General features: G+C 73.0%; 22 protein-coding genes. 12 read left to right on the forward strand and 10 right to left on the reverse strand.

Annotated features, from left to right (window positions below; all coding sequences use genetic code 11):
- Positions 1 to 103: 103 nt before the first annotated feature.
- Genes ABT129_RS27890 through ABT129_RS27900 form a run of 3 tightly spaced genes read right to left on the reverse strand, consistent with a single transcriptional unit; the run spans position 104 to position 2690 of the window.
- Positions 104 to 301, reverse strand: coding sequence for an Ms4533A family Cys-rich leader peptide (locus tag ABT129_RS27890; RefSeq protein WP_351907120.1), 198 nt, complete (start codon positions 299 to 301; stop codon positions 104 to 106).
- A complete protein-coding gene (locus ABT129_RS27895; RefSeq protein WP_351907122.1) occupies positions 301 to 1713 on the reverse strand; it encodes a DUF3152 domain-containing protein in 1413 nt (470 codons plus the stop codon). The genes ABT129_RS27890 and ABT129_RS27895 overlap by 1 nt, the downstream gene beginning before the upstream one ends.
- 8 nt (positions 1714 to 1721) lie before the next feature.
- Complete coding sequence (locus tag ABT129_RS27900; RefSeq protein ID WP_351907124.1) at positions 1722 to 2690, reverse strand: alpha/beta fold hydrolase; 969 nt, start codon at positions 2688 to 2690, stop codon at positions 1722 to 1724.
- 143 nt (positions 2691 to 2833) lie between these two features.
- Between ABT129_RS27900 and ABT129_RS27905 the strand changes: the two genes are divergently transcribed.
- From ABT129_RS27905 to ABT129_RS27920, 4 genes are all read left to right on the forward strand, one after another.
- Positions 2834 to 3049 (forward strand): Rv3202a family protein, encoded by a 216-nt coding sequence (locus ABT129_RS27905; protein ID WP_351907126.1) that lies wholly within the window; start codon positions 2834 to 2836, stop codon positions 3047 to 3049.
- Positions 3050 to 3194: 145 nt separating this feature from the next.
- Positions 3195 to 3854, forward strand: coding sequence for a TetR/AcrR family transcriptional regulator (locus ABT129_RS27910; RefSeq protein WP_189835731.1), 660 nt, complete (start codon positions 3195 to 3197; stop codon positions 3852 to 3854).
- A gap of 140 nt (positions 3855 to 3994) precedes the next feature.
- On the forward strand, positions 3995 to 4222 hold the full coding sequence (locus ABT129_RS27915) for a DUF3107 domain-containing protein (protein ID WP_030207540.1): 228 nt from the start codon (positions 3995 to 3997) through the stop codon (positions 4220 to 4222).
- A 191-nt stretch (positions 4223 to 4413) separates the two neighbouring features.
- Positions 4414 to 4686: a hypothetical protein gene (locus ABT129_RS27920; protein WP_351907128.1), complete on the forward strand. Its 273-nt coding sequence runs from the start codon at positions 4414 to 4416 to the stop codon at positions 4684 to 4686.
- A gap of 35 nt (positions 4687 to 4721) precedes the next feature.
- Here ABT129_RS27920 and ABT129_RS27925 read toward each other — a convergent pair whose 3' ends face one another.
- The gene (locus tag ABT129_RS27925) at positions 4722 to 5444 is read right to left on the reverse strand and encodes a ferritin-like fold-containing protein (protein ID WP_351907130.1); all 723 of its coding nucleotides are present in this window, start codon (positions 5442 to 5444) and stop codon (positions 4722 to 4724) included.
- A gap of 485 nt (positions 5445 to 5929) precedes the next feature.
- Between ABT129_RS27925 and ABT129_RS27930 the strand changes: the two genes are divergently transcribed.
- Positions 5930 to 8485, forward strand: a complete 2556-nt coding sequence (locus ABT129_RS27930; RefSeq protein ID WP_351907132.1) for a DEAD/DEAH box helicase — start codon at positions 5930 to 5932, stop codon at positions 8483 to 8485.
- 104 nt (positions 8486 to 8589) lie between these two features.
- A complete protein-coding gene (locus ABT129_RS27935) occupies positions 8590 to 9477 on the forward strand; it encodes an alpha/beta fold hydrolase (protein WP_351907134.1) in 888 nt (295 codons plus the stop codon).
- Positions 9478 to 9531: 54 nt separating this feature from the next.
- On the opposite strand, the gene ABT129_RS27940 is transcribed toward ABT129_RS27935, so the two are convergent.
- Positions 9532 to 10461 (reverse strand): NYN domain-containing protein, encoded by a 930-nt coding sequence (locus ABT129_RS27940; RefSeq protein ID WP_351907136.1) that lies wholly within the window; start codon positions 10459 to 10461, stop codon positions 9532 to 9534.
- A 175-nt stretch (positions 10462 to 10636) separates the two neighbouring features.
- Between ABT129_RS27940 and ABT129_RS27945 the strand changes: the two genes are divergently transcribed.
- Positions 10637 to 10789 carry a DUF8834 family protein gene (locus ABT129_RS27945; protein ID WP_086024648.1) on the forward strand — a complete coding sequence of 51 codons (153 nt, stop codon included), beginning with the start codon at positions 10637 to 10639 and terminating at the stop codon, positions 10787 to 10789.
- A gap of 99 nt (positions 10790 to 10888) precedes the next feature.
- On the opposite strand, the gene ABT129_RS27950 is transcribed toward ABT129_RS27945, so the two are convergent.
- The 3 genes from ABT129_RS27950 to ABT129_RS27960 form a co-directional block, all read right to left on the reverse strand.
- The gene (locus tag ABT129_RS27950) at positions 10889 to 11494 is read right to left on the reverse strand and encodes a MarC family protein (protein WP_351907138.1); all 606 of its coding nucleotides are present in this window, start codon (positions 11492 to 11494) and stop codon (positions 10889 to 10891) included.
- Positions 11495 to 12007: 513 nt separating this feature from the next.
- Positions 12008 to 12871 (reverse strand): PHP domain-containing protein, encoded by an 864-nt coding sequence (locus ABT129_RS27955; RefSeq protein WP_351907140.1) that lies wholly within the window; start codon positions 12869 to 12871, stop codon positions 12008 to 12010.
- A 138-nt stretch (positions 12872 to 13009) separates the two neighbouring features.
- Positions 13010 to 13648 carry a DUF6758 family protein gene (locus ABT129_RS27960; protein ID WP_351907142.1) on the reverse strand — a complete coding sequence of 213 codons (639 nt, stop codon included), beginning with the start codon at positions 13646 to 13648 and terminating at the stop codon, positions 13010 to 13012.
- A 173-nt stretch (positions 13649 to 13821) separates the two neighbouring features.
- On the opposite strand from ABT129_RS27960, the gene ABT129_RS27965 reads away from it, so the two are divergent.
- The gene (locus ABT129_RS27965) at positions 13822 to 14094 is read left to right on the forward strand and encodes a hypothetical protein (RefSeq protein ID WP_351907144.1); all 273 of its coding nucleotides are present in this window, start codon (positions 13822 to 13824) and stop codon (positions 14092 to 14094) included.
- A 105-nt stretch (positions 14095 to 14199) separates the two neighbouring features.
- Here ABT129_RS27965 and ABT129_RS27970 read toward each other — a convergent pair whose 3' ends face one another.
- Positions 14200 to 14784 carry a suppressor of fused domain protein gene (locus ABT129_RS27970; protein ID WP_351907146.1) on the reverse strand — a complete coding sequence of 195 codons (585 nt, stop codon included), beginning with the start codon at positions 14782 to 14784 and terminating at the stop codon, positions 14200 to 14202.
- 418 nt (positions 14785 to 15202) lie between these two features.
- Here ABT129_RS27970 and ABT129_RS27975 point away from each other — a divergent pair, with 418 nt between their 5' ends.
- Both ABT129_RS27975 and ABT129_RS27980 read left to right on the forward strand, forming a co-directional pair.
- The gene (locus tag ABT129_RS27975) at positions 15203 to 16330 is read left to right on the forward strand and encodes a magnesium and cobalt transport protein CorA (RefSeq protein WP_351907148.1); all 1128 of its coding nucleotides are present in this window, start codon (positions 15203 to 15205) and stop codon (positions 16328 to 16330) included.
- Between the two features lie 24 nt (positions 16331 to 16354).
- A complete protein-coding gene (locus ABT129_RS27980; protein ID WP_351907150.1) occupies positions 16355 to 16864 on the forward strand; it encodes a hypothetical protein in 510 nt (169 codons plus the stop codon).
- Positions 16865 to 16933: 69 nt separating this feature from the next.
- Here ABT129_RS27980 and ABT129_RS27985 read toward each other — a convergent pair whose 3' ends face one another.
- Complete coding sequence (locus ABT129_RS27985) at positions 16934 to 17650, reverse strand: hypothetical protein (protein WP_351907152.1); 717 nt, start codon at positions 17648 to 17650, stop codon at positions 16934 to 16936.
- A 342-nt stretch (positions 17651 to 17992) separates the two neighbouring features.
- Here ABT129_RS27985 and ABT129_RS27990 point away from each other — a divergent pair, with 342 nt between their 5' ends.
- Both ABT129_RS27990 and ABT129_RS27995 read left to right on the forward strand, forming a co-directional pair.
- A complete protein-coding gene (locus tag ABT129_RS27990) occupies positions 17993 to 19276 on the forward strand; it encodes a magnesium transporter MgtE N-terminal domain-containing protein (protein WP_351907154.1) in 1284 nt (427 codons plus the stop codon).
- A complete protein-coding gene (locus ABT129_RS27995; RefSeq protein WP_351907156.1) occupies positions 19266 to 19829 on the forward strand; it encodes a DUF1003 domain-containing protein in 564 nt (187 codons plus the stop codon). The genes ABT129_RS27990 and ABT129_RS27995 overlap by 11 nt, the downstream gene beginning before the upstream one ends.
- The last annotated feature ends 32 nt before the right edge of the window (positions 19830 to 19861 follow it).

A 19861-nucleotide genomic window follows, 5' to 3' on the forward strand; every position in this document is an offset into this window, starting at 1 on the left:
GGGAACACCCGGGCGCGGAAGATCGTCGGCGAAAGAGGGAAAGCGGGGCCGACGGGCGCACTCGGGCCGGGGGTACCGCCCGGGCCGCTGGGCCCGGGGCTGGTCAGCTACAGAGAACGTCGGCGACGGAATGTCCGGCCACGCCGATGAGCGCCAGCTCAAAGGCGGCGCGATCGGAGACGACGTGACGGTTCGACATGCCGAGAAATATGGACGAACACGCGAACGATGTCAACGCGATTCGGGGATTCGGTGAGACACCCGTCTCACGATGTGACCGAATCGCGTCGCGAGGGAACATCAACTGCCCGGGTACACCCAGGGGTTGGGACGGCACTTGATTCCGCCGATGTTCAGGGACTTCGTCTGCTGCTGCATCACGGGGGCGAGCGCACCGGGAGTGCCGCAGTTCACATGGTCGTGTCCGAGCCGGTGGCCGACCTCGTGGTTGATGAGCATCTGGCGGTACGCGAGCATCGCCTTGGGTCCGTAGGTCGCCGAGCCCTGCGCCCAGCGGTACGCGTTGATCATCACGCGGTCCGTGGAGGCCGAGTCGCAGGAGACGTTCTCGACCGTGGTGTCGAGGCCGGACTTGTCGCACCAGACGCCCGTGGTGCCGGGGCTGGCGAGCGTGATGACGAACTCGGCCTCACCGCTGGAGACGCGCTCGAAGGTCATCGCACCCCGGCCGGCCCAGCTGCGCGGGTCGTTGAGGGTCTTGAACACGGTCGAGCTGAAGAGGTCCTGGTCGAGACCGAGTCCCTCCTCGACGTCGATCCGGTAGCGGACCAGGCGGCCCTTGCCGGGCGCCTTCTGGAAGCCCGGAACGGCCTTGAAGGCGCCCGGGCCCTTCAGCTTCGGGTCGATCGGGTACTGCCGGGCGATCAGCTGCGCGTACGTGGGCGGCGGCGGGGTGGTGACGGGCGCCGGGCTCGCCGGGGTGACCCGCTCGTCGGAACGGGAGGCGGAGGAGTCGTCCACGGACCGGTCGGCCGGCTGCTCGGCGGCGCTGGTGGTGGCCGGCGCCCCCTCCCGGTCGGCGACCTGCCCGGTGACGACCACGGCGAGGACGGTGGCGACGGCGGCGGCCGCGACACCGGTGAGGGTGCGGCCGAGCCCGCCCCGGCCGGCCGGTTCCTCGTCCCCGGCCCCGTCCTCGTGACGCGGACCGGGGATGAACGGGCCCTGGGGAGAGGCCTGTTCGGCCTCGTCGGCGGTGGGGGCGGCGCGCCGGTCCGCACGCCGGGGACCGTGGCCCCCGGGGCGGGGCGCCGTGCCCTCCTCGTGCTGCGGGTGGCCGCCCCGGACGGCGGTGCCGCCGTAGACGGGGATGCCGTGGGCGGGCGTGCCGGGGGTGCCGTGCGCCGGAGTGTCGTGGGCCCCGCCGCCGTTCCCGGAGGCGCCGTAGGAGGGGACGCCGCGCGCGGGGGTCCCGTGGGCCGGAGTGCCGTACCCCGGAGTGCCGTGCGCGGGGGTGCCGTACACGGGGGTCCCGCGTGCCGGGGTGCCGTACGCCGGAGCGCCGGCCTCGTCCTGGCCGGTGCCGGCGGTCCTGCGGCGGCGTCCGGTGCCGGGCGCGCGCCCGGCGGCCGTACCCGGCGCCCCCGGTCCCGCCCCGGTCGGCTGTCCGGCCGACGCCGTCTGTTGTTGTTGCCGCTGTTGACCGGTGTCGGCCACCGAGGGCGCGGAGCCCTTGCGACTGTGACGTCCCACGCCCCGGATCAGCTCCCGCCGTGATCGGCGATCAGGTCCCGAGCGGCCTGGGCGACCGTCTCGGGGTACTCCATCATCGCCACGTGCCCCGCCTCGGGGAGGGTCAGCAGGCGCGAACCGCGGAAGGTGGCGGCCGCCCGCCGGGCCATCCGGTACGAGACGAGTTGGTCGCGCCCACCGTAGACGAGCAGCGTCGGCGCGAGAACCCGTTCGGCCTGCCGCCACAGTCCGTGCTGGCCGCCGAGGGTGTACGCGTCGACGATGCCGCGCGAGGAACGGGCCATCGCGTCCCAGAAGTAGGGGAGCTCCAGGCGCCGCTCCATCTCCTCGACCGCGTACCGGAGACCCTCGTCGGTGACCCGTCCGGGGTCCCCGTAACAGAGCGAGAGGACGCCCCGGACCCGCTGCTCGGGCGTCCAGTCCCTGCTGAGCCGCGCGAAGGCGGCGGCGACGCCGGGCACCGCGAGCAGCACCGTGGGCCAGGCCGTGCGCTGGGCGCGCAGCTCGGGCAGGGCGGGCGAGACGAGGGTGAGGGTGCGGACCAGGTCGGGCCGGGCCGCGGCGACGCGGGTGGCGACGGCGCCGCCCAGCGAGTTGCCGAAGAGGTGGACCGGACCGCGCCCCGTGGAGTCCAGGAGCCGGATGACGGCGCGGGCGTGCCCGCTGACCGAGTAGTTGCCGTCGTCGGGCGGCGGCGAGTCGCCGAAGCCGGGCAGGTCGACGGCCTCGCCGTCGACCAGGTCGGCGAGGAGCGGCATCAGGGCGGACCAGTTCTGCGAGGAACCGCCGAGGCCGTGGACGTACAGCGCGGGCGGCAGTCCGGGGGTCTCCCCCGGCCGGGCACGCACGGTGAGGGTGAGTCCGGGCAGCGAGACGGAGCGGAGCTCCTCGCCGTCGGCGACCCGCACGGCGCGGGTCGTGCGCGACGCGGGTGGTGCGGCGGCGGTCCGGGTTTCCGGCAGCTCGGTCGACGACATGGCCGCAATATTACGAGACGATCACGCGCCCGGACGTGTGGGTGCGGTCACAGGTGCGTGTGCGGCGAGCCGCGTGTGCTCCTAGGCTCGAAGAGAGGGCCATCGGAGAGGACCGCGACCCCGCATGCTCCGGAAGGAACCTCATGACCGTCGATCCGACCGAACCGGACACATTCGCCGAGGAAGAGGACGTCGTGCTGGACGAGGAAATCCCGGAGGCCGACGCCGCGGAGCAGCACACCGAACTGCGGCAGCGCGAGGACGATCCGCTGACCCACGTCGAACGCGACTCGGCGAACGAGGCGGATTCGTCGGAACAGGCCCGTGTGGTCGCCCTGGACGAAGACGACTACCGCTGATTTGTTCGGTTTAATCTTGAATCGACTGTCGACCCGGGCGTCCGGTCCGTGAAATTCTGCGTTCGCACCGCGCACAGCCGGGTTACCCAAAAGTACGATGGCGGCGCGTGCGACAGCGCGCATGGATCGATTTTTGGGAGGCCGCGTGAGCGCCATCGAGCAGACAGAGGCAGCACGCCCTCGGGGCACGCGCCTGCCGCGACGTGCCCGACGGAACCAGCTCCTCGGCGCGGCCCAGGAGGTCTTCGTCGCCCAGGGGTACCACTCCGCCGCGATGGACGACATCGCCGAGCGCGCGGGCGTCAGCAAGCCGGTGCTCTACCAGCACTTCCCCGGGAAGCTGGAGCTCTACCTGGCGCTGCTCGACCAGCACTGCGAGTCCCTCCTCCTGGCGGTGCGCACGGCCCTGGCCTCCACCACGGACAACAAACTGCGGGTCGCGGCCACCATGGACGCGTACTTCGCCTACGTAGAGGACGAGGGCGGCGCCTTCCGGCTGGTCTTCGAGTCCGACCTCACCAACGAGCCGGCCGTGCGCGAGCGCGTGGACCGCGTCAGCCTGCAGTGCGCCGAGGCGATCTCCGACGTGATCGCCGAGGACACGGGCCTGTCCAAGGACGAGTCCATGCTGCTCGCCGTCGGCCTCGGCGGCGTCTCCCAGGTCGTCGCCCGCTACTGGCTGTCGAGCGGCTCCGCCATCCCCCGCGACAAGGCGGTCGGTCTGCTGACCTCGCTCGCCTGGCGCGGCATCGCCGGCTTCCCGCTGCACGCGGTGGAGGGCCAGCTGAGCGCCGAGGGCCACTGAGCGTCCCCGCGGAACATTCCCGCGGGCTGTTCGCTCCTGGCGTGCGGCGGCTGAGCCGTACGCGTCCCCTCACCGGGCTAATGTGTGCAGCGTACGGCGCGGGTATTCGCGCAACGCTGACCGTTCGGAGGGACATAGCCGTGGAGGTCAAGATCGGCGTGCAGCACGCACCCCGGGAGATCGTTCTGGAGAGCGGGCAGTCCGCCGAGGAGGTGGAGCGCGCCGTCGCCGACGCCCTGGCCGGCAAGGCGCAGCTGCTCAGCCTCTCGGACGAGAAGGGCCGCAAGATCCTGATCCCGGCCGAGAAGATCGCGTACGTGGAGCTCGGCGAGCCCGCCGTGCGCCGCGTGGGTTTCGGCGCGCTCTGAGCCCAGGATCTGCGCGAGAGGCCCGGTGGACCGTCTTCGGTCCACCGGGCCTCTCGTCTGTGCGGAACGGGCCCGCCGGGGCGGAGCCGACGGCCCCGCGGGGCGTACGGGAGGATTGCGTTCCGGAGGCCTTGGGTAGGAGGGTTCTCGACCGCACAACCCGCCCCGCACCCCTCGCGAGGTGATTCTCCGTGTTCCTGGAAGCCCTCGGTTCCGCCCTGCTCGGCTTCGCCCTGGCCTGGGCCGCCGCGCACCGGCTGTCCGACCGCCTCCCCGTCCGGGTGCTCGTCCTCGCCACCGGCACGCTCGGTGGGGTCTTCGGCGCACTCGTCACCCACGGGGCCCTCGGCCCCGGCCACTTCCTCGCCACCCTGATCGGTGCGGTGGCGGTGGCGGCGGTGCTGCTCTCGCTGCTGATCCGGCCGGCCTCGCGTCGCCGGCTGCGCCGATCAGCCGCGGCGTGACGACACCGCCCGCCCCCCACCCGCTCCGGTAGCCCTCAGGCGGCCAGACCGAGCGCCGCCATGCGCTTGGTGTGCGCCTCGGTGATCCGGGAGAACATCCGGCCGACCTCCGCGAGGTCGAAGCCGTCGGCGACGCCGCCGACCAGCATGGTCGAGAGCGCGTCGCGCTCGGCGACCACGCGCTGGGCCTGCGAGAGCGCCTCGCCCATCAGACGGCGGGCCCAGAGCGCGAGCCGGCCGCCGACCCGCGGGTCGGCGTCGATCGCCGCGCGGACCTTCTCCACGGCGAAGTTGCCGTGGCCGGTGTCGTCGAGCACGGCGAGGACGAGGTCCCGCGTGTCCGAGTCGAGGCGGGCCGCGACCTCGCGGTAGAAGTCACTGGCGATCGAGTCGCCGACGTACGCCTTGACCAGGCCCTCCAGCCAGTCCGAGGGCGCGGTCTGGCGGTGGAAGTCGTCGAGCGCCTTGGCGAAGGGCTCCATGGCCGCGGTCGGCTCGGCGTCCACGGCGGTGAGGCGGTTCCGCAGCCGCTCGAAGTGGTGGAACTCGGCGGAGGCCATCTTCGCCAGCTCCGCCTTGTCCGCGAGGGTCGGCGCCAGCTTGGCGTCCTCGGCGAGCCGCTCGAAGGCCGCGAGCTCTCCGTAGGCGAGGGCGCCGAGGAGGTCGATCACGGCGGCGCGGTACTGCGGCTCCTCGGAAGCCGTCGCCCAGTCCTTGGCGGCGATCCCGGTGGGTGTGGCGTTGTCAGGCGTCTCCATGGAGCGCACAATAGCCCGCTCGCGCACCCGGGTAAGGCGCTGGTCAGTCAGTGTGACGGTGCCCTCATCACCATTTCCCCCAACACACATGCACGATTCCGGGGTACAGTGGTAAGGCGCCTGCTGAGTATGCGGACATGCTTTCGCACGTTCGGACGTATCCGGTGGGCCGACTCATGAATGAGGATGCCCGGTCGGTGGCCCGATCGGCTCCGGCCCGACAGCCCTTCCGGCGGACCCGCGGAAGGGTCACCCTCAGCGGTACGACGCTCGAGCGACGGCAGTGGTCCCGCGCCACCCGGCAGCGATCTTCCCGATCGCGCCGGCAGTTCCCGGCACGGTACGACCCCCTTCGTTCGCCTCGCACCGCGTCTCACAGAAGAGGCAGCACCCTGACTACGACTTTCCGAGACCTCGGAATCCTTCCCGAGACGGCCGAAGCCCTTGAGGCGGTCGGCATCGTCACCCCCTTCCCCATCCAGGAGATGACCCTTCCGGTCGCCCTCACCGGCACCGACGTCATCGGCCAGGCCAAGACCGGCACCGGCAAGACCCTCGGTTTCGGTCTGCCCATCCTGGAGCGCGTCACCGTCCCGCTGGACGTCGAGGCGGGCCGGGCCGAGCCCGAGCAGCTGACCGACGCCCCGCAGGCGCTCGTCGTCGTCCCGACCCGCGAGCTGTGCCAGCAGGTCACCAACGACCTCCTGACCGCCGGCAAGGTGCGCAACGTCCGCGTGCTCGCCATCTACGGCGGCCGCGCGTACGAGCCCCAGGTCGAGGCGCTGAAGAAGGGCGTCGACGTCATCGTCGGCACCCCCGGCCGCCTGCTCGACCTGGCCGGGCAGCGCAAGCTCGACCTCTCGCACGTCAAGGTCCTCGTCCTGGACGAGGCCGACGAGATGCTCGACCTGGGCTTCCTGCCCGACGTCGAGAAGATCATCAACATGCTGCCGCCGAAGCGTCAGACCATGCTGTTCTCGGCGACCATGCCGGGCGCGGTCATCGGCCTGGCCCGCCGCTACATGTCGCAGCCGACGCACATCCGCGCCACCTCGCCCGACGGCGAGGGCGTGACCGTCGCCAACATCAAGCAGCACGTCTACCGCGCGCACAACATGGACAAGCCGGAGATGGTCTCCCGCATCCTGCAGGCCAACGGCCGCGGGCTCGCGATGATCTTCTGCCGCACCAAGCGCACGGCGGCCGACATCGCCGAGCAGCTGGAGCGTCGCGGCTTCGCCTCCGGCGCGGTCCACGGCGACCTCGGCCAGGGCGCCCGCGAGCAGGCGCTGCGCGCCTTCCGCAACGGCAAGGTGGACGTGCTCGTCTGCACCGACGTCGCCGCCCGCGGCATCGACGTCGAGGGCGTCACGCACGTCATCAACTACCAGTCCCCGGAGGACGAGAAGACCTTCCTCCACCGCGTGGGCCGCACCGGCCGCGCGGGCAACAAGGGCACGGCCGTGACGCTGGTCGACTGGGACGACATCCCGCGCTGGCAGCTCATCAACAAGGCCCTGGAGCTGGACTTCCACGAGCCGGTCGAGACGTACTCCTCGTCCCCGCACCTCTTCGAGGAGCTGGACATCCCGGCGGGCACCAAGGGCGTCCTGCCCCGCGCCGAGCGGACCCGGGCGGGTCTGGGCGCGGAGGAGCTGGAGGACCTGGGCGAGCCCGGCGGACGCCGTGCGCGCGGTCCGAAGGCCGACAGGCCGGAGCGGACCGAGGAGCGCCCGGAGCGGACGCGGACCCCTCGTCAGCGCCGGCGCACCCGTGGCGGCGGCGACCTCGACGGCGCCCCGGCGTCGGCGGCCCCGGCCGTCGAGACGGTGGCGGACGAGGCGAAGGCCGAGTCCGGCCCGCGCACCCCGCGCCGTCGTCGCCGCACCCGCGTCGGCGCCCCCGGCTTCGCGCCGGCGACCCAGGCCGCCGCGCCGGTGGCCCAGGCGGCCCCCGTCGCCCAGGCCGCTCCGGTCGCCGCCCCGGTCCTGGTCGAGGAGGCTCCGGCGCCCGTCGCCGAGGCCCCGGCGGCCGAGCCGAAGGCGCCCCGCCGTCGCAGCCGCACCGCCGCCCGCCCGGAGGCCGTGAAGCCCGCGACCCCGGCCCCCGTGGCACAGGAGCTCGCTCCGGCGCCGCGCCGCCGCCGTGCCCGGGTGGCCCGGCCGGTCGAGGACACCGGTTCGTTCCAGACGGTCGAGACGGCCGCGGCCGCCCTGCGCGCCGCGTCGGCCGCCCCGGTCGTGGAGGCCGCTCCGGCCGCTCCCGTCGCCGAGGCCCCGGTCGAGGAGCCGAAGAAGGCTCCCCGTCGCCGTACGGCCAAGAAGGCCGTCGCGGAGCCGGTCGCCGAGCCCGTCGTCACCGCCCCGGTGGTGGCCGAGCCCGTCGTCGCCGCCCCGGTGGTCGCCGAGCCCGTCGCGCCCGTCGTCGAGGCCGCACCCGCGGTCACGGTCACGGCCGAGGTTCCCGCGCCGCGTCGTCGCCGTGTGGTGCGCAAGGCCGCCGGTTCGCCGGTGACCTCCACCCCGGTCGTCGAGGCCGTCGTCGAGCCGGCGCCCGCGCCGGTCGTCGAGGAGGAGCCGAAGAAGCCCGCGCGTCGCCGTGTGGTCCGCAAGGCCGCCGGTTCGCCGGCGTCGTCCGCCCCGGCCGAGACCGTGATCGTCGCGGCGGCCCCGGTCGTCGAGGCCGCCCCGGTCGTGGAGGCCGCTCCGGCCCCCGTCGCCGAGGCCCCGGCCGAGGAGCCGAAGAAGGCTCCCCGTCGCCGTACGGCCAAGAAGGCCGTCGCCGAGCCGGTCGCCGAGACCGTCGAGGCGCCCGCCGCCGAGGCCCCGGCCGAGGAGCCGAAGAAGGCCCCGCGTCGCCGGACGACCAAGAAGGCCGTCGCCGCCGAGGCGCCCGACGCCTCGGAGCCGAAGACGCCGACGCGTCGCCGTACGACGAAGAAGGCCGTCGCGGAGCCGGTCGCCGAGGTCGCCGAGGCCGAGGCCCCGAAGGCACCGCGCCGTCGCACCACCAAGAAGGCGGCGGCTCAGCCGGAGAGCTGATCCCGTCCGACCCTCACGACCGCGGCCCGGCCCCTCCCCAGGGGCCGGGCCGCGGTCGTCCTCCCACGGCGCGGGCCCGCACCCCGCGCGGTTACAGTCCAGACATGAGCAAGCCCCGGTCCCTCGTCCTGCCGCCCGGCACCCGCGCCCGCCACCTCACGACGGCGCGGGGCGACTTCGCCGTCCTCGACACGGAACCGCTGGGCGCGCGGCGCGGAACGGTGCTGCTGCTGCCCGGGTACACCGGCAGCAAGGAGGACTTCCTGGCCCTGCTCGGGCCGCTGAGCGAGGCCGGGTACCGGGCCGTGGCGGTCGACGGGCGCGGGCAGTACCAGTCCCCCGGCTCCCGGGGCCGGGCCGGCTACCGGCGCAGGGCGCTGGCGCTCGACGCCGTGGCGCAGGCCGCCGCCCTCGGCGACGGCCCCGTCCATCTGCTCGGTCACTCGTTCGGCGGCCTGGTGGCCCGTGCGGCGGTGGCGCTCGCCCCGACCGCCTTCCGGTCCCTCACCCTGCTCTCCTCGGGCCCCGGCCGGGTCGCCCGGCCGCAGCGGATCCGGATCAGGGTGCTGCGCGGCGCGCTCGCGCTGCTGCCGAAGGAGCGGGTGTGGCAGGCGATGTGCTGGCTGGACAGCCGCGGCGAGGAGCCGGACACGGACGACGCCCCGGAGCTCGCGGGCTTCCTGCGGCGGCGCTGGATGCGCACCAGGATCGCCCAACTGGCGGGTGCGGGACGGCTGTTGCTCAGCCGTCGGGACGGTACGGCGGAGTTGGCCGCGCTGCGGACGCCGCTGCACATCGCGTACGGGGCGGAGGAGATGGTCTGGCCCGTCGCGGACCTCGCCGCGGCGGCGGCCCGCACCGGCGCCCACCACACGGTGGTGGCGGGCGCGGGCCACTCCCCCAACGTGTCGCACCCGCGCGAGCTGACGGACCGGCTCACCGGCTTCTGGGAGCAGACGGCCGCACCCGCCGGAGCCGGCACGGCGCGATAGGGGCCGGAGCGGGAACCGCCGGGACAGCGCCGCGGGACCTGGGGCCGAAGGCCGTCAGAACTGCGCCTTGAGGTGCTGCCAGAAGCCGTCCCGCAGGGCACGCCGGAGCGAGGCGTGGCCGCGCAGCGAGCGGCTGAGCAGGCGCTCCGCCTCGACGAGGAGGTCCTGGTCGACGGGCCCCGGCAGATAGGGCGCGCCCGGCAGCAGCTCGGCAAGCCGGTCCCGGCCGCGCTCGCCGAGCCAGGTCGCCGCGATCTGCGCGCCGACGAACCGCACCTCCTCGCGGGAGGGCGGCGGCTCGCCCTCGTTCTCGTACGTGGTGACGGGGCGGCGGGTGACGTACGGGCGGCAGAAGTCGAGCTCGAAGGTGCGCTGGCTGTCGACCTCCCAGAGGAGCGCCTCGGCCTGGTTGCGTCCTTCGGCGGCCTCGATGCCCCAGAGGTGGACACGGGCCCCGTAGCCCTGGGCGGCCTCGACGGCCGAGACGAGGTCCTCGTCGCCGCCGACGAGGGCGGCGTCGCTGATGGCGCGGTGGCGGGCGAGGGACTCCAGGTCCGTGCGGATCAGGGAGTCGACGCCCTTCTGCTGGTTGTTGGCGTTGAGGTTGCCGAGGCGCACCTTGACGTCGGGCAGCTCGGCGATGGCCTGCTGCTCGGGGGTGTGGATGCGGCGTCTGGCCCCGTCGTACCAGTAGACGCGGAGGAGCCGGCTGTCGGCGAAGATCGTGCGGGCCTTGTCGATGAAGGCCTCGATGAGGCCCTCCGCGTCGAGGTCGAAGGAGCGCCGGTCCTCGGTGCCCGCCACCAGCAACCCGGCCGCAGCATGGACGTAACCTGCGTCGACGAAGATGGCGTGGGTGGAGGGAGTCTTGGCGACCTCGGCCAGCATCCGCTGGAGGAGCTCATTGGTGCGCTCCAGGCGCGTGTCCAGTGCGCGAAGGCGGGCGTCGGTCTCGGTCACCTGTGGGGTGTCTGCGTCGTTCATACGGGGCTCATTGTCCGCCGTGGGAGGCCCGGCCGCCACACCCTCCTACCAGCTAGTAGTTAGTCATCCGAAAATTTTCCTTAGCGTAAGGAATGTTTGCAGGATGCATGTCGTTGAACCCATACGTAACGCAGTTCTCCACCAGGAGGATCAACTCAGACGAAGGGAGAAGCCTGTGCGCTTCGAAATCCTGCGACTCGACGACATCGACGGCACGCCCGTCGACCGGACCGTCGTGGACGCCGCCTCCGTCAACCGGATCGTGCAGCAGGCCGCCTCGATCGGCCAGCGCATCTGGATCCGCCCCGCCGAGACCTCGGCCTCGTAACAGGCCAGGTCCACACCACGCACCGCGCCCCCGCACGGACTTCGCAAGAGCGGAATCCGTACGGGGGCGCAGTGGTGTCCGGGGGTCTCCCGCGGCGGGTCAGGAGTTCTGGATCACCTGCGTGACGCCGTTGATGATCTGCTGGACCGCGATCGCGGAGAGCATCATGCCGGCGAGACGGGTCACCAGGACCACACCGCCGTCCTTGATGACCCGGATGATCAGCAGCGAGTACCGCATGGTCAGCCAGAGCACGACGTGCATGGCGACGATGGCGGCCCAGACGGAGACCTGCGCGGCGGCGCCGTCGGCGTTCTGCACGGCGAGGATGACCGAGACGATCGCGCCGGGCCCGGCGAGCAGCGGCATGCCGAGCGGGACGAGGGCGACGTTCACGTCCTTGGTCTGCTGGGGCTCGTCGGTCTTGCCGGTGAGCAGGTCGAGCGCGATGAGCAGCAGCAGGAGACCGCCCGCGATCATCAGCGCGGGGACGGAGACGTGCAGATACGCGAGGATCTGCTGCCCCATGATGCCGAAGACGGTGATGACACCGAAGGCCACGGCGACGGCCTGCCAGGCCATCCGGCGCTGCACCTTGGCCGCGCGGCCGGAGGTGAGGGCGAGGAAGATCGGGGTGATCCCGGGGGGATCCATGATCACGAAGAGGGTCAGGAACAGCGAGCCGAAGACGGCGACGTCGAACACGGTGGAGTGCCTTGCGGGAGAGGTCGAACGGTGGGGTGTGGCCCGGCACGACGGAATGCGGGATTCCGCGGGCGGGGCAGGAGGAGCGCCGCCCCGCGCACGGCACGGAGCCGTACGGGGGCGGACCAGGAGGCGGAAGAAGCCCTGAGGAGGCCCGGGCGCGTCCGGCAGGAGCCCGGAGCACGCGCGGACGTCACCGCGGGAGCGGCGACGGACGGGACGCGGTACGGGCGGGCGGGTCGGACGGGGGCCGGAGCCGACCGGACGGAACCCGCCCGACGGAACGGGTCCCGACGGGGCGCGCCCGACGGGCCGGGCCGGCGGAACCGCGTCCCGGACGCGGTCCGGGACGGACCGACGACCGGCCCGAGGCGGACCTGACCTGACCGGCTGCCTGAGACGACCCGACCGAAGCGGGCCCAGGCGGACCGGACCCGACCCGCTCCCCGGGACGGCCGGGAGGAGCCGGGTCCCGAAGCGGACCGTCACCCCCGAGCCGGGCCCGGACAGGGCCTAGGCGGTGGGTCCCCCCGCGCCGGGGACCGGGAAGGCCCCCGCGGCACGGCGGGTGATCTCGCCGTAGATCTCGGGGTCGGTCGTGTACTCGCCGAGGCGGCAGGTCTTGCGGCTGCCGTGGTAGTCGCTGGAGCCCGTGGTCAGCAGACCGAGCTCCTTCGCGAGCCCGCGCAGCCGCGCGCGCGTCGCCTCGTCGTGGTCCATGTGGTCGACCTCGACGCCGTCGAGCCCGGCCTCGGCGAGCCGGGCTATCGAGGCCTCGGACAGCACCTGGCCGCGCTTGACGGCGAGCGGGTGCGCGAAGACGGTGACGCCGCCGGCCGCCTTGACGAGGCGGATCGCGTCGACCGGGTCCAGCTCGTGCTTCCCGACGTACGCGCGTCCGCCGTCGGCGAGCCACTCGGGCGTGAACGCGCCCGACACGTCCGGTACGACGCCGAGTTCGACGAGCGCCTCGGCGACGTGCGGCCGGCCCACGGAGCCGTCGCCGGCGATCCGGGCGACCTGCTCCCAGGTGACGGGGACGCCCAGCTCCTGGAGCTTGCCGACCATGGCCCGCGCGCGCGGCACCCGGTCGTCCCGGACGAGCTCGCGCTCGGCGAGGAGCGCGGGCTCCTCGGGGTCGAAGAGGTACGCCAGCAGGTGCAGGCCGATGCCGTCGACCCGGCAGGACAGCTCCGCGCCGGTGACGAGGGTCAGTCCCTCGGGGAGCGCGGCGATCGCCTCGGCGTGGCCGCGGGTGGTGTCGTGGTCCGTGAGCGCGACGACGTCGAGTCCGGCGGCTGCCGCGTTGCGGACGAGTTCGGCCGGGGAGTCCGTACCGTCGGAGGCCGTGGAGTGGGTGTGCAGGTCGATGCGCACGACGCGGTACTCCAGGAACTCGGCACGGACGAGGGACGCTCCAGCATAACGGGCGAATCGAACACGCCCGTACGGAAGCGACGGCGCCGCCGGGGCCGCGAGCGCTCCGGTCGACGGGAGCGGCCGGGGGTGGTCCGGCTAGTTCAGCAGCCTCGGTGTCAGCGCGCCGCAGGGCAGCAGTTCGACCTCGGCCCCCGCGTCCCGCAGGTCCGTCAGGACGAGTTCGTCGTACATCAGCAGGCCGGACTGCTCGGGCCAGACGATCGCCCACAGCCAGAGGCCGCGCGCCTCACCGGCGAAGACCGCGCGGTCGTGCGGGGCTCCGTTGACGTGCCAGAGCGCGGTGGGCCGTCCGGCGGCGAGGACCTTGGTCTGCGGGGGCTTGTCGATGGCCATGCCGGCGCCGGGATCGGGGCCGTCGATGCCGGCGTACCGGGCGCCGAGGCCGACTCCGAGTTCCTCCGCGATCAGGAGCAGCTCGCCGATCCCGCCGAGCGGTCCGGGACCCGAGCAGGCGACGGCGGTCGCGCGTCCGCCGCTGCGGTCGTCACCGGCGTAGGCGACGCCGGTGAACAGCCAGCCGACGGGCAGGGGCCACGGCATCCACACCGGCACCTGGGACCGGTGCACCACGACGCCGAGTGCCTCGACACTGGGTGGGATCACGGGTTGGAGCGGGTGCACCGAGCCGTGCACGTCGCACTGCCAGGAGTCGGCGAAGAGCCCGGGCGCCCTGACCCGGCCACCGCACTTCGGACAACTGGGTTCGCCCCTCATAGGGCTCAACGGTCCTACCACCGGGGCCCCGCGTCAAGGACGATCACCGACGATCACCCGTCCGGCCCGTGGCGTTCACCCGCGGTGGGCGCCGCGACCGGAATCCGGCGGGCGGCGGGGTCCTGGACCGCCGTGGCCGGTTTGCTTCGGCGGGCTCGGGCTAGACGGAACCCATGAGAGGCATCGACTCCGTCATAAGAACCGTGGCCCACGTCCTCGCCGGCATCCTGATCGTCTGGATCGCCCTGGACCTGCTGGACGCCAACAGGGGCAACACCGTGGTCGGCTGGTTCCACAGCGCCGCGGACTGGCTCGCCGGCTGGTCGATCGGACTGTTCAGCGTCTCCCAGCACACCTTCCAGGTCCTGCTCGACTACGGCATCCCCGCCGTCGTCTACGTACTGATCGCCAACCTCGTCGCCGGCCGGGTCGCCACCACCCGGTGACCCGAACCGGAGCCCGCAGGCGGGGCGCCGGTGGGCCGGACGCCCGCCGTCCCCGCCCGGTGGAGCCCTCCGGGGTCCGCGGCGCGCCCCGGCCGTCGGGGTGCGTCAGTCCAGGTTCGCGGAGCGGCGCAGCGGGTCGCGCAGGTCCGTGCCCCGCGCGAGCCAGCGCTCCTCCAGGGCCTGCGCCCCGTGCACCCGCTTCCACGCGGCCTCGTTCGAGGTCATCGGGAGCAGCGGCAGGAAGCGCACCGGGTCCATCGGCTCGTCGAGTTCCAGGTCCGCCACGAGCCCGCCCGACTCCGCGACCAGGACGGAGCTGAAGGCGGCGCCCGGCCAGAGCGGGTCGCCGACGTCGAGCGAGGCGCCCGCGGCCACGATCACGCCCTCGACCTGCGGGGTCGCGGCGAGGACGGCGAGCGGGCGCAGCACCTTGTCGGTGTCGGCGAGTCCGGCCCGCACGGTCAGGACGAGCTCCGCGCGGGGCCCCTTGACGGGGTCGGCGAGCGCGGCGGTCGGGTCGGCCATCGGCTGGGCGGACATGCCGAGGGTGGCGTACCGCACGAGATCGCCGTCGATGAAACGGAGTACCTCGATCCGGTCCGTGCCGAGGAACGTCACCGCGGCCCGCGCGTCCGGTTCTCCGAGCGCCGTCCGCAGCCGGGCCTCGACCAGAGCAAGAACTTCTCCCATGGGTTGAGCATAAAGCGCGTATGGAACGGGCAAAGTAAGGGATTGACCCTCAGTCGGCTGATAGTCTTGGCCGCTGGTCGGGACTCCCGACTACTCGTCACACGTCATCCCTCACGAGGGACCGGCCGGAGGAGGTGGGGCTGCGATGGACCGAAGTCGATCGGGCAGTACCAGCCGCTCTTCCGACCCGCACCCGAGCCCGGTGCGTACGTACCTCCGGTGATCCCCGGCCCGTGACCGTACGGGCCCGCTCCCCGGCATCTCGCACGACGGAAGAGCATCTCGCCTTTGCCTGTCTGTAGCGAACGCCGTCACCGCGATCCCTCGGTGCCGCCCGCTTTGTGGACGACGTAGCTCCACGTCCCCATTCCGGGCTGTGCCACGCTCGCCGACGGCCTCTCCGTGAAGGAGCATGCCCATGTCGATGATCCGTGACCTGCGCGCCGCCGTCCGCCCGAGCCTGCGGCACCCCCTGCGCAAGACACCCACCACCTACACCTCGTACGACCCGACCCGCGACCACACGGCCTCCAGCGCCGTGGTCGACTGCGCCGTCTACCGCGACGGAAGCCGCGTCGACGACCGCGAGTGCCTCACGCCGCGCGGCGCCATGAGCCAGGTGCGGGAGAGCGGCGGCTTCGCCTGGATCGGCCTGCACGAGCCGACCGAGGCCGAATTCGCCGGTATCGCCGCCGAGTTCGGGCTGCACCCGCTCGCCGTGGAGGACGCCGTCCACGCCCACCAGCGGCCCAAGCTGGAGCGGTACGACGACACCCTCTTCACCGTCTTCAAGACCATCCACTACGTCGAGCACACCGAACTCACCGCGACCAGCGAGGTCGTCGAGACCGGTGAGGTCATGTGCTTCACCGGCCCGGACTTCGTCATCACGGTCCGGCACGGCGGCCAGGGCTCCCTGCGCAACCTCCGGCACCGCCTCCAGGGCGAGCCGGAACTGCTCGCCAAAGGCCCCTCGGCCGTGCTGCACGCCCTCTCCGACCATGTCGTCGACGGCTACATCGCGGTGGCCGACGCCGTCGAACTCGACATCGACCAGCTGGAGATCGACGTCTTCTCGCCGGCGACGAAGGGCTCCTCGCGCGGTACGGACACCGGCCGGATCTACCAGCTGAAGCGTGAGGTGCTGGAGTTCAAGCGGGCCGTCACGCCGCTGCTCCGCCCGATGCAGCTGCTGAGCGAGCGGCCGATGCGGCTCGTCGACCCCGACATCCAGAAGTACTTCCGGGACGTCGCCGACCACCTCGCCCGCGTCCAGGAGCAGGTCGTCGGGTTCGACGAACTCCTCAACTCGATCCTCCAGGCCAACCTGGCGCAGGCGACCGTCGCGCAGAACGAGGACATGCGCAAGATCACCTCGTGGGCGGCGATCGTCGCCGTCCCCACGGCGGTCTGCGGCGTCTACGGCATGAACTTCGACCACATGCCCGAGCTGCACTGGAAGTACGGCTACCCGATGGTGCTGACCGGCATCATCGCGGTCTGCTTCACCATCCACCGCACGCTCAAGCGCAACGGCTGGCTCTGACCGGCATCCCCTAGGCTTCGGGCCATGACTGAAGAGCTGCTCGGGCCCGCCCTCGTCGAGGAGGCCACCAAGAAGTCCGGCCTGGTGTGGGTCCGCGGCACCGGGCCGGCCCGCGCGCTCTGGCACGTCTGGCACGACGGGGCCGCGTTCGTCGTGGGCGACGGCCCCGGCGAGCAGCCGCTGCCGGGACTCGCCGACGGCGGGACGGCCGAGGTGACGGTCCGCAGCAAGGACAAGGGCGGCCGGCTGGTCGTCTGGACGGCCGCCGTGCGCGAGCTGGTCCACGGCACCGAGGAGTGGGACGCGGCGGTCGCCGAGCTCAAGGGCAAGCGGCTCAACGCGCCCGACGGCGAGGCGATGACGGGCCGCTGGGCGCGCGAGTGCCGGGTCCTGCGACTCGATCCCCGTTCCTCGACCACGGAGCTGCCTGACGGCTCCCTGGCCGCCGTACCGCTGCCCTCGGGGGCCACGACCCTCGACCGCGTCCCGTCCGGTCTCCCGAAGCTGCTGTTCAAGCGCCGCAGGCGGCGCTGACCCCGGGACCGGACCCGGGGCGGACCTCACCCCCGGGATCGGACCACGGTCGGGACCTCACCCCCGGGATCAGGTCCGCGGCAGCTGCTTGCCGTAGTCGAGGGTCTCCTCCTTGGACGGCGCGGCGAGCGGGAAGTCCGTGTTCCACTCGGAGAGCACCACGACACCCGCTCCCCCGCCCCGCGCGAACCGCAGCGGGTACGGAGAGCCGTCCAGGGCCACGTCGAGGGTGCCGCCCTCGCCCGCGGGGCCGCCCTTGACCTTGATCGTGCGGACCCCGCCGATCTGGTCCCGGTCGCCCTTGACCTGCTCGCCGTGCAACCCGATCAGCCCCTTCAGGAGCAGATCCATGTCGGTGAAGCCGCGCAGCTGCTTGTACGCGGGGTCGCCCTGCGGCACCTTCACGTACATGTCGTCGAGCTTGTCGGCGGCCTCGGCGTCCGCGTCCGTCGGACTGTCGCCGCCCTGGCTGTCGTGGGTCCAGAAGTCCGCGTCGGCCTTCAGGTAGAGCGCCTCGCCGACCCGCAGCAGCTCGAAGGTGCTGTTCTTCGTCGTCACGGAGCCGGTGGCGCCGTCCTGCTTGAGCTGCATGTTCAGCTTGAAGGTGTCGCCCTTGCTGACCAGCGTCCCGGCGAGCCGTACCGCCTTCGCCGTGTCCGCGACGGAGCGCGCCTTGCCCTCGATCTCGGGGGCGGAGAGCCGCCCGACCCCGTTGGTCCCCTCGTCCGGGTCCGCGGCGCAGGCCGCGAGTCCCACCGTGAGGCCGGCGCAGAGCGCGAACGGCACGGCGGCTCTGCGGAGGCGCCCGGCCGGGACGACTCGTACCGCTGCTGACGGGGTACGCGATGACGGGGTGCGAACGGTCACCTGCGCTGCCTCTCGGGATCGTGGGGGGCTGCCGGGCCACGCCCGTACCGGATGCCGGGGCGGCGGCCCTCTGTTCTGCCGGGCGGGAGGGCCGGCGTGCCGGTGGGGACGGCAAGACCGCAGCGTACCCGGCACGGTCGGCGGACCCGGCGGCAGCCGTACGGAGGCGCTGCCGGGGCGGGTCGGAACGGCACGGGCTAGCCTGAACCCGGCAAAGCACCGCATGGACTCGAATCGTCCGGCACCGAGGAGGCGCGTGGCATGGCGGCAGGCGCCCCCCGGATCTTCGTCTCCCACCTCGCGGGGGTCCCGGTCTTCGACCCCGTCGGCGACCAGGTCGGCCGGGTCAGCGACCTGGTGGCCATGTTGCGGGTCGGCCGCAGGCCGCCGCGGCTGCTCGGCATGGTCGTGGAGGTCCTCAGCCGCCGCCGCGTCTTCGTCCCCATGACCCGCATCACGGGCGTCGCGTCCGGCCAGGTCATCACCACCGGCGTGGTCAACATGCGCCGCTTCGAACGGCGTCCCACCGAGCGGCTCGTCCTCGGCGAGCTCCTCGACCGGCGCGTCCGCCTCGTCGGGCCCGGCGGGCAGGAGGGCGAGGAGGTCACCGTCCTCGACGTCGCCATCCAGCAGCTGCCCGCCCGCCGCGACTGGGAGATCGACAAGGTCTTCGTCCGCAAGGGGAAGGGCGGGGTGCTGAGCCGCAAGGGCGAGACGCTGACCGTCGAGTGGTCGGCGGTCACCGGCTTCTCCCTGGAGGAGCACGGGCAGGGCGCCGAGAGCCTGCTCGCCACCTTCGAGAAGCTGCGCCCCGCCGACCTCGCCAACGCGCTGCACCACCTCTCCCCCAAGCGGCGCGCCGAGGTGGCCGCGGCGCTCGACGACGACCGGCTCGCCGACGTCCTGGAGGAGCTGCCGGAGGACGACCAGATCGAGATCCTCGGCAAGCTGAAGGAGGAGCGGGCGGCCGACGTCCTGGAGGCGATGGACCCGGACGACGCGGCCGACCTGCTGTCCGAGCTGCCCGAGGAGGACCAGGAGCGGCTGCTGACCCTGATGCAGCCGGACGACGCGGCCGACGTGCGCCGGCTCCTGGCGTACGAGGAGCGCACCGCCGGCGGTCTGATGACGACGGAGCCGATCGTGCTGCGGCCGGACGCCACGGTCGCGGACGCGCTCGCCCGGGTCCGGCAGCAGGACCTCTCCCCGGCGCTCGCCGCGCAGGTGTACGTGTGCCGGCCGCCGGACGAGACGCCGACGGGCAAGTACCTCGGCACGGTGCACTTCCAGCGGCTGCTGCGCGATCCGCCGTTCACCCTCGTCAGCTCGCTCGTGGACAGCGATCTGCCGCCGCTCGGCCCGGACACCCCGCTGCCCGCCGTGACCAGCTATCTCGCCGCGTACAACATGGTCGCGGCGCCCGTGGTGGACGAGAGCGGTTCGCTGCTCGGCGCGGTCACCGTCGACGACGTGCTCGACCACCTGCTGCCGGACGACTGGCGCGAGACCGAGTTCCACGAGGAGGGGGCCGGGCATGGCGGCTGAGCGCACGCAGGACCGGGAGCGGGAGAGGGAGCGGCCGGGTCCCCGCATCCGGCTCGACCTCCCGCGCGAGCGGCGGGCCAGGCTGCTTCCCGAGTACGACCCGGAGGCCTTCGGGCGGCTCTCGGAGCGGATCGCCCGGTTCCTGGGGACGGGCCGGTTCCTCGTCTGGATGACCCTGACGATCATCGTCTGGGTGGTGTGGAACATCTTCGCGCCCGCGTCGCTCAAGTTCGACGAGTACCCGTTCATCTTCCTGACGCTCGCGCTGTCCCTCCAGGCCTCGTACGCGGCGCCGCTGATCCTGCTCGCCCAGAACCGGCAGGACGACCGCGACCGGGTCAACCTCGAACAGGACCGGAAGCAGAACGAGCGGTCGATCGCGGACACCGAGTACCTGACGCGGGAGATCGCGGCGCTGCGGATGGGCCTCGGCGAGGTCGCCACCCGTGACTGGATCCGCTCGGAACTCCAGGACCTGATCAAGGAGCTGGAGGAGCGCCGGGATCTATTCCCGTCGGGCGACACCCGGGGAAGTGACGTAGCCGACCGTTGACAGGCCTTTCATGCGCCGGTGGTCGGCGCCGT

Origin of the sequence: Streptomyces sp. NPDC002057 (assembly GCF_040296665.1) — a bacterium.
Taxonomy (GTDB): domain Bacteria; phylum Actinomycetota; class Actinomycetes; order Streptomycetales; family Streptomycetaceae; genus Streptomyces.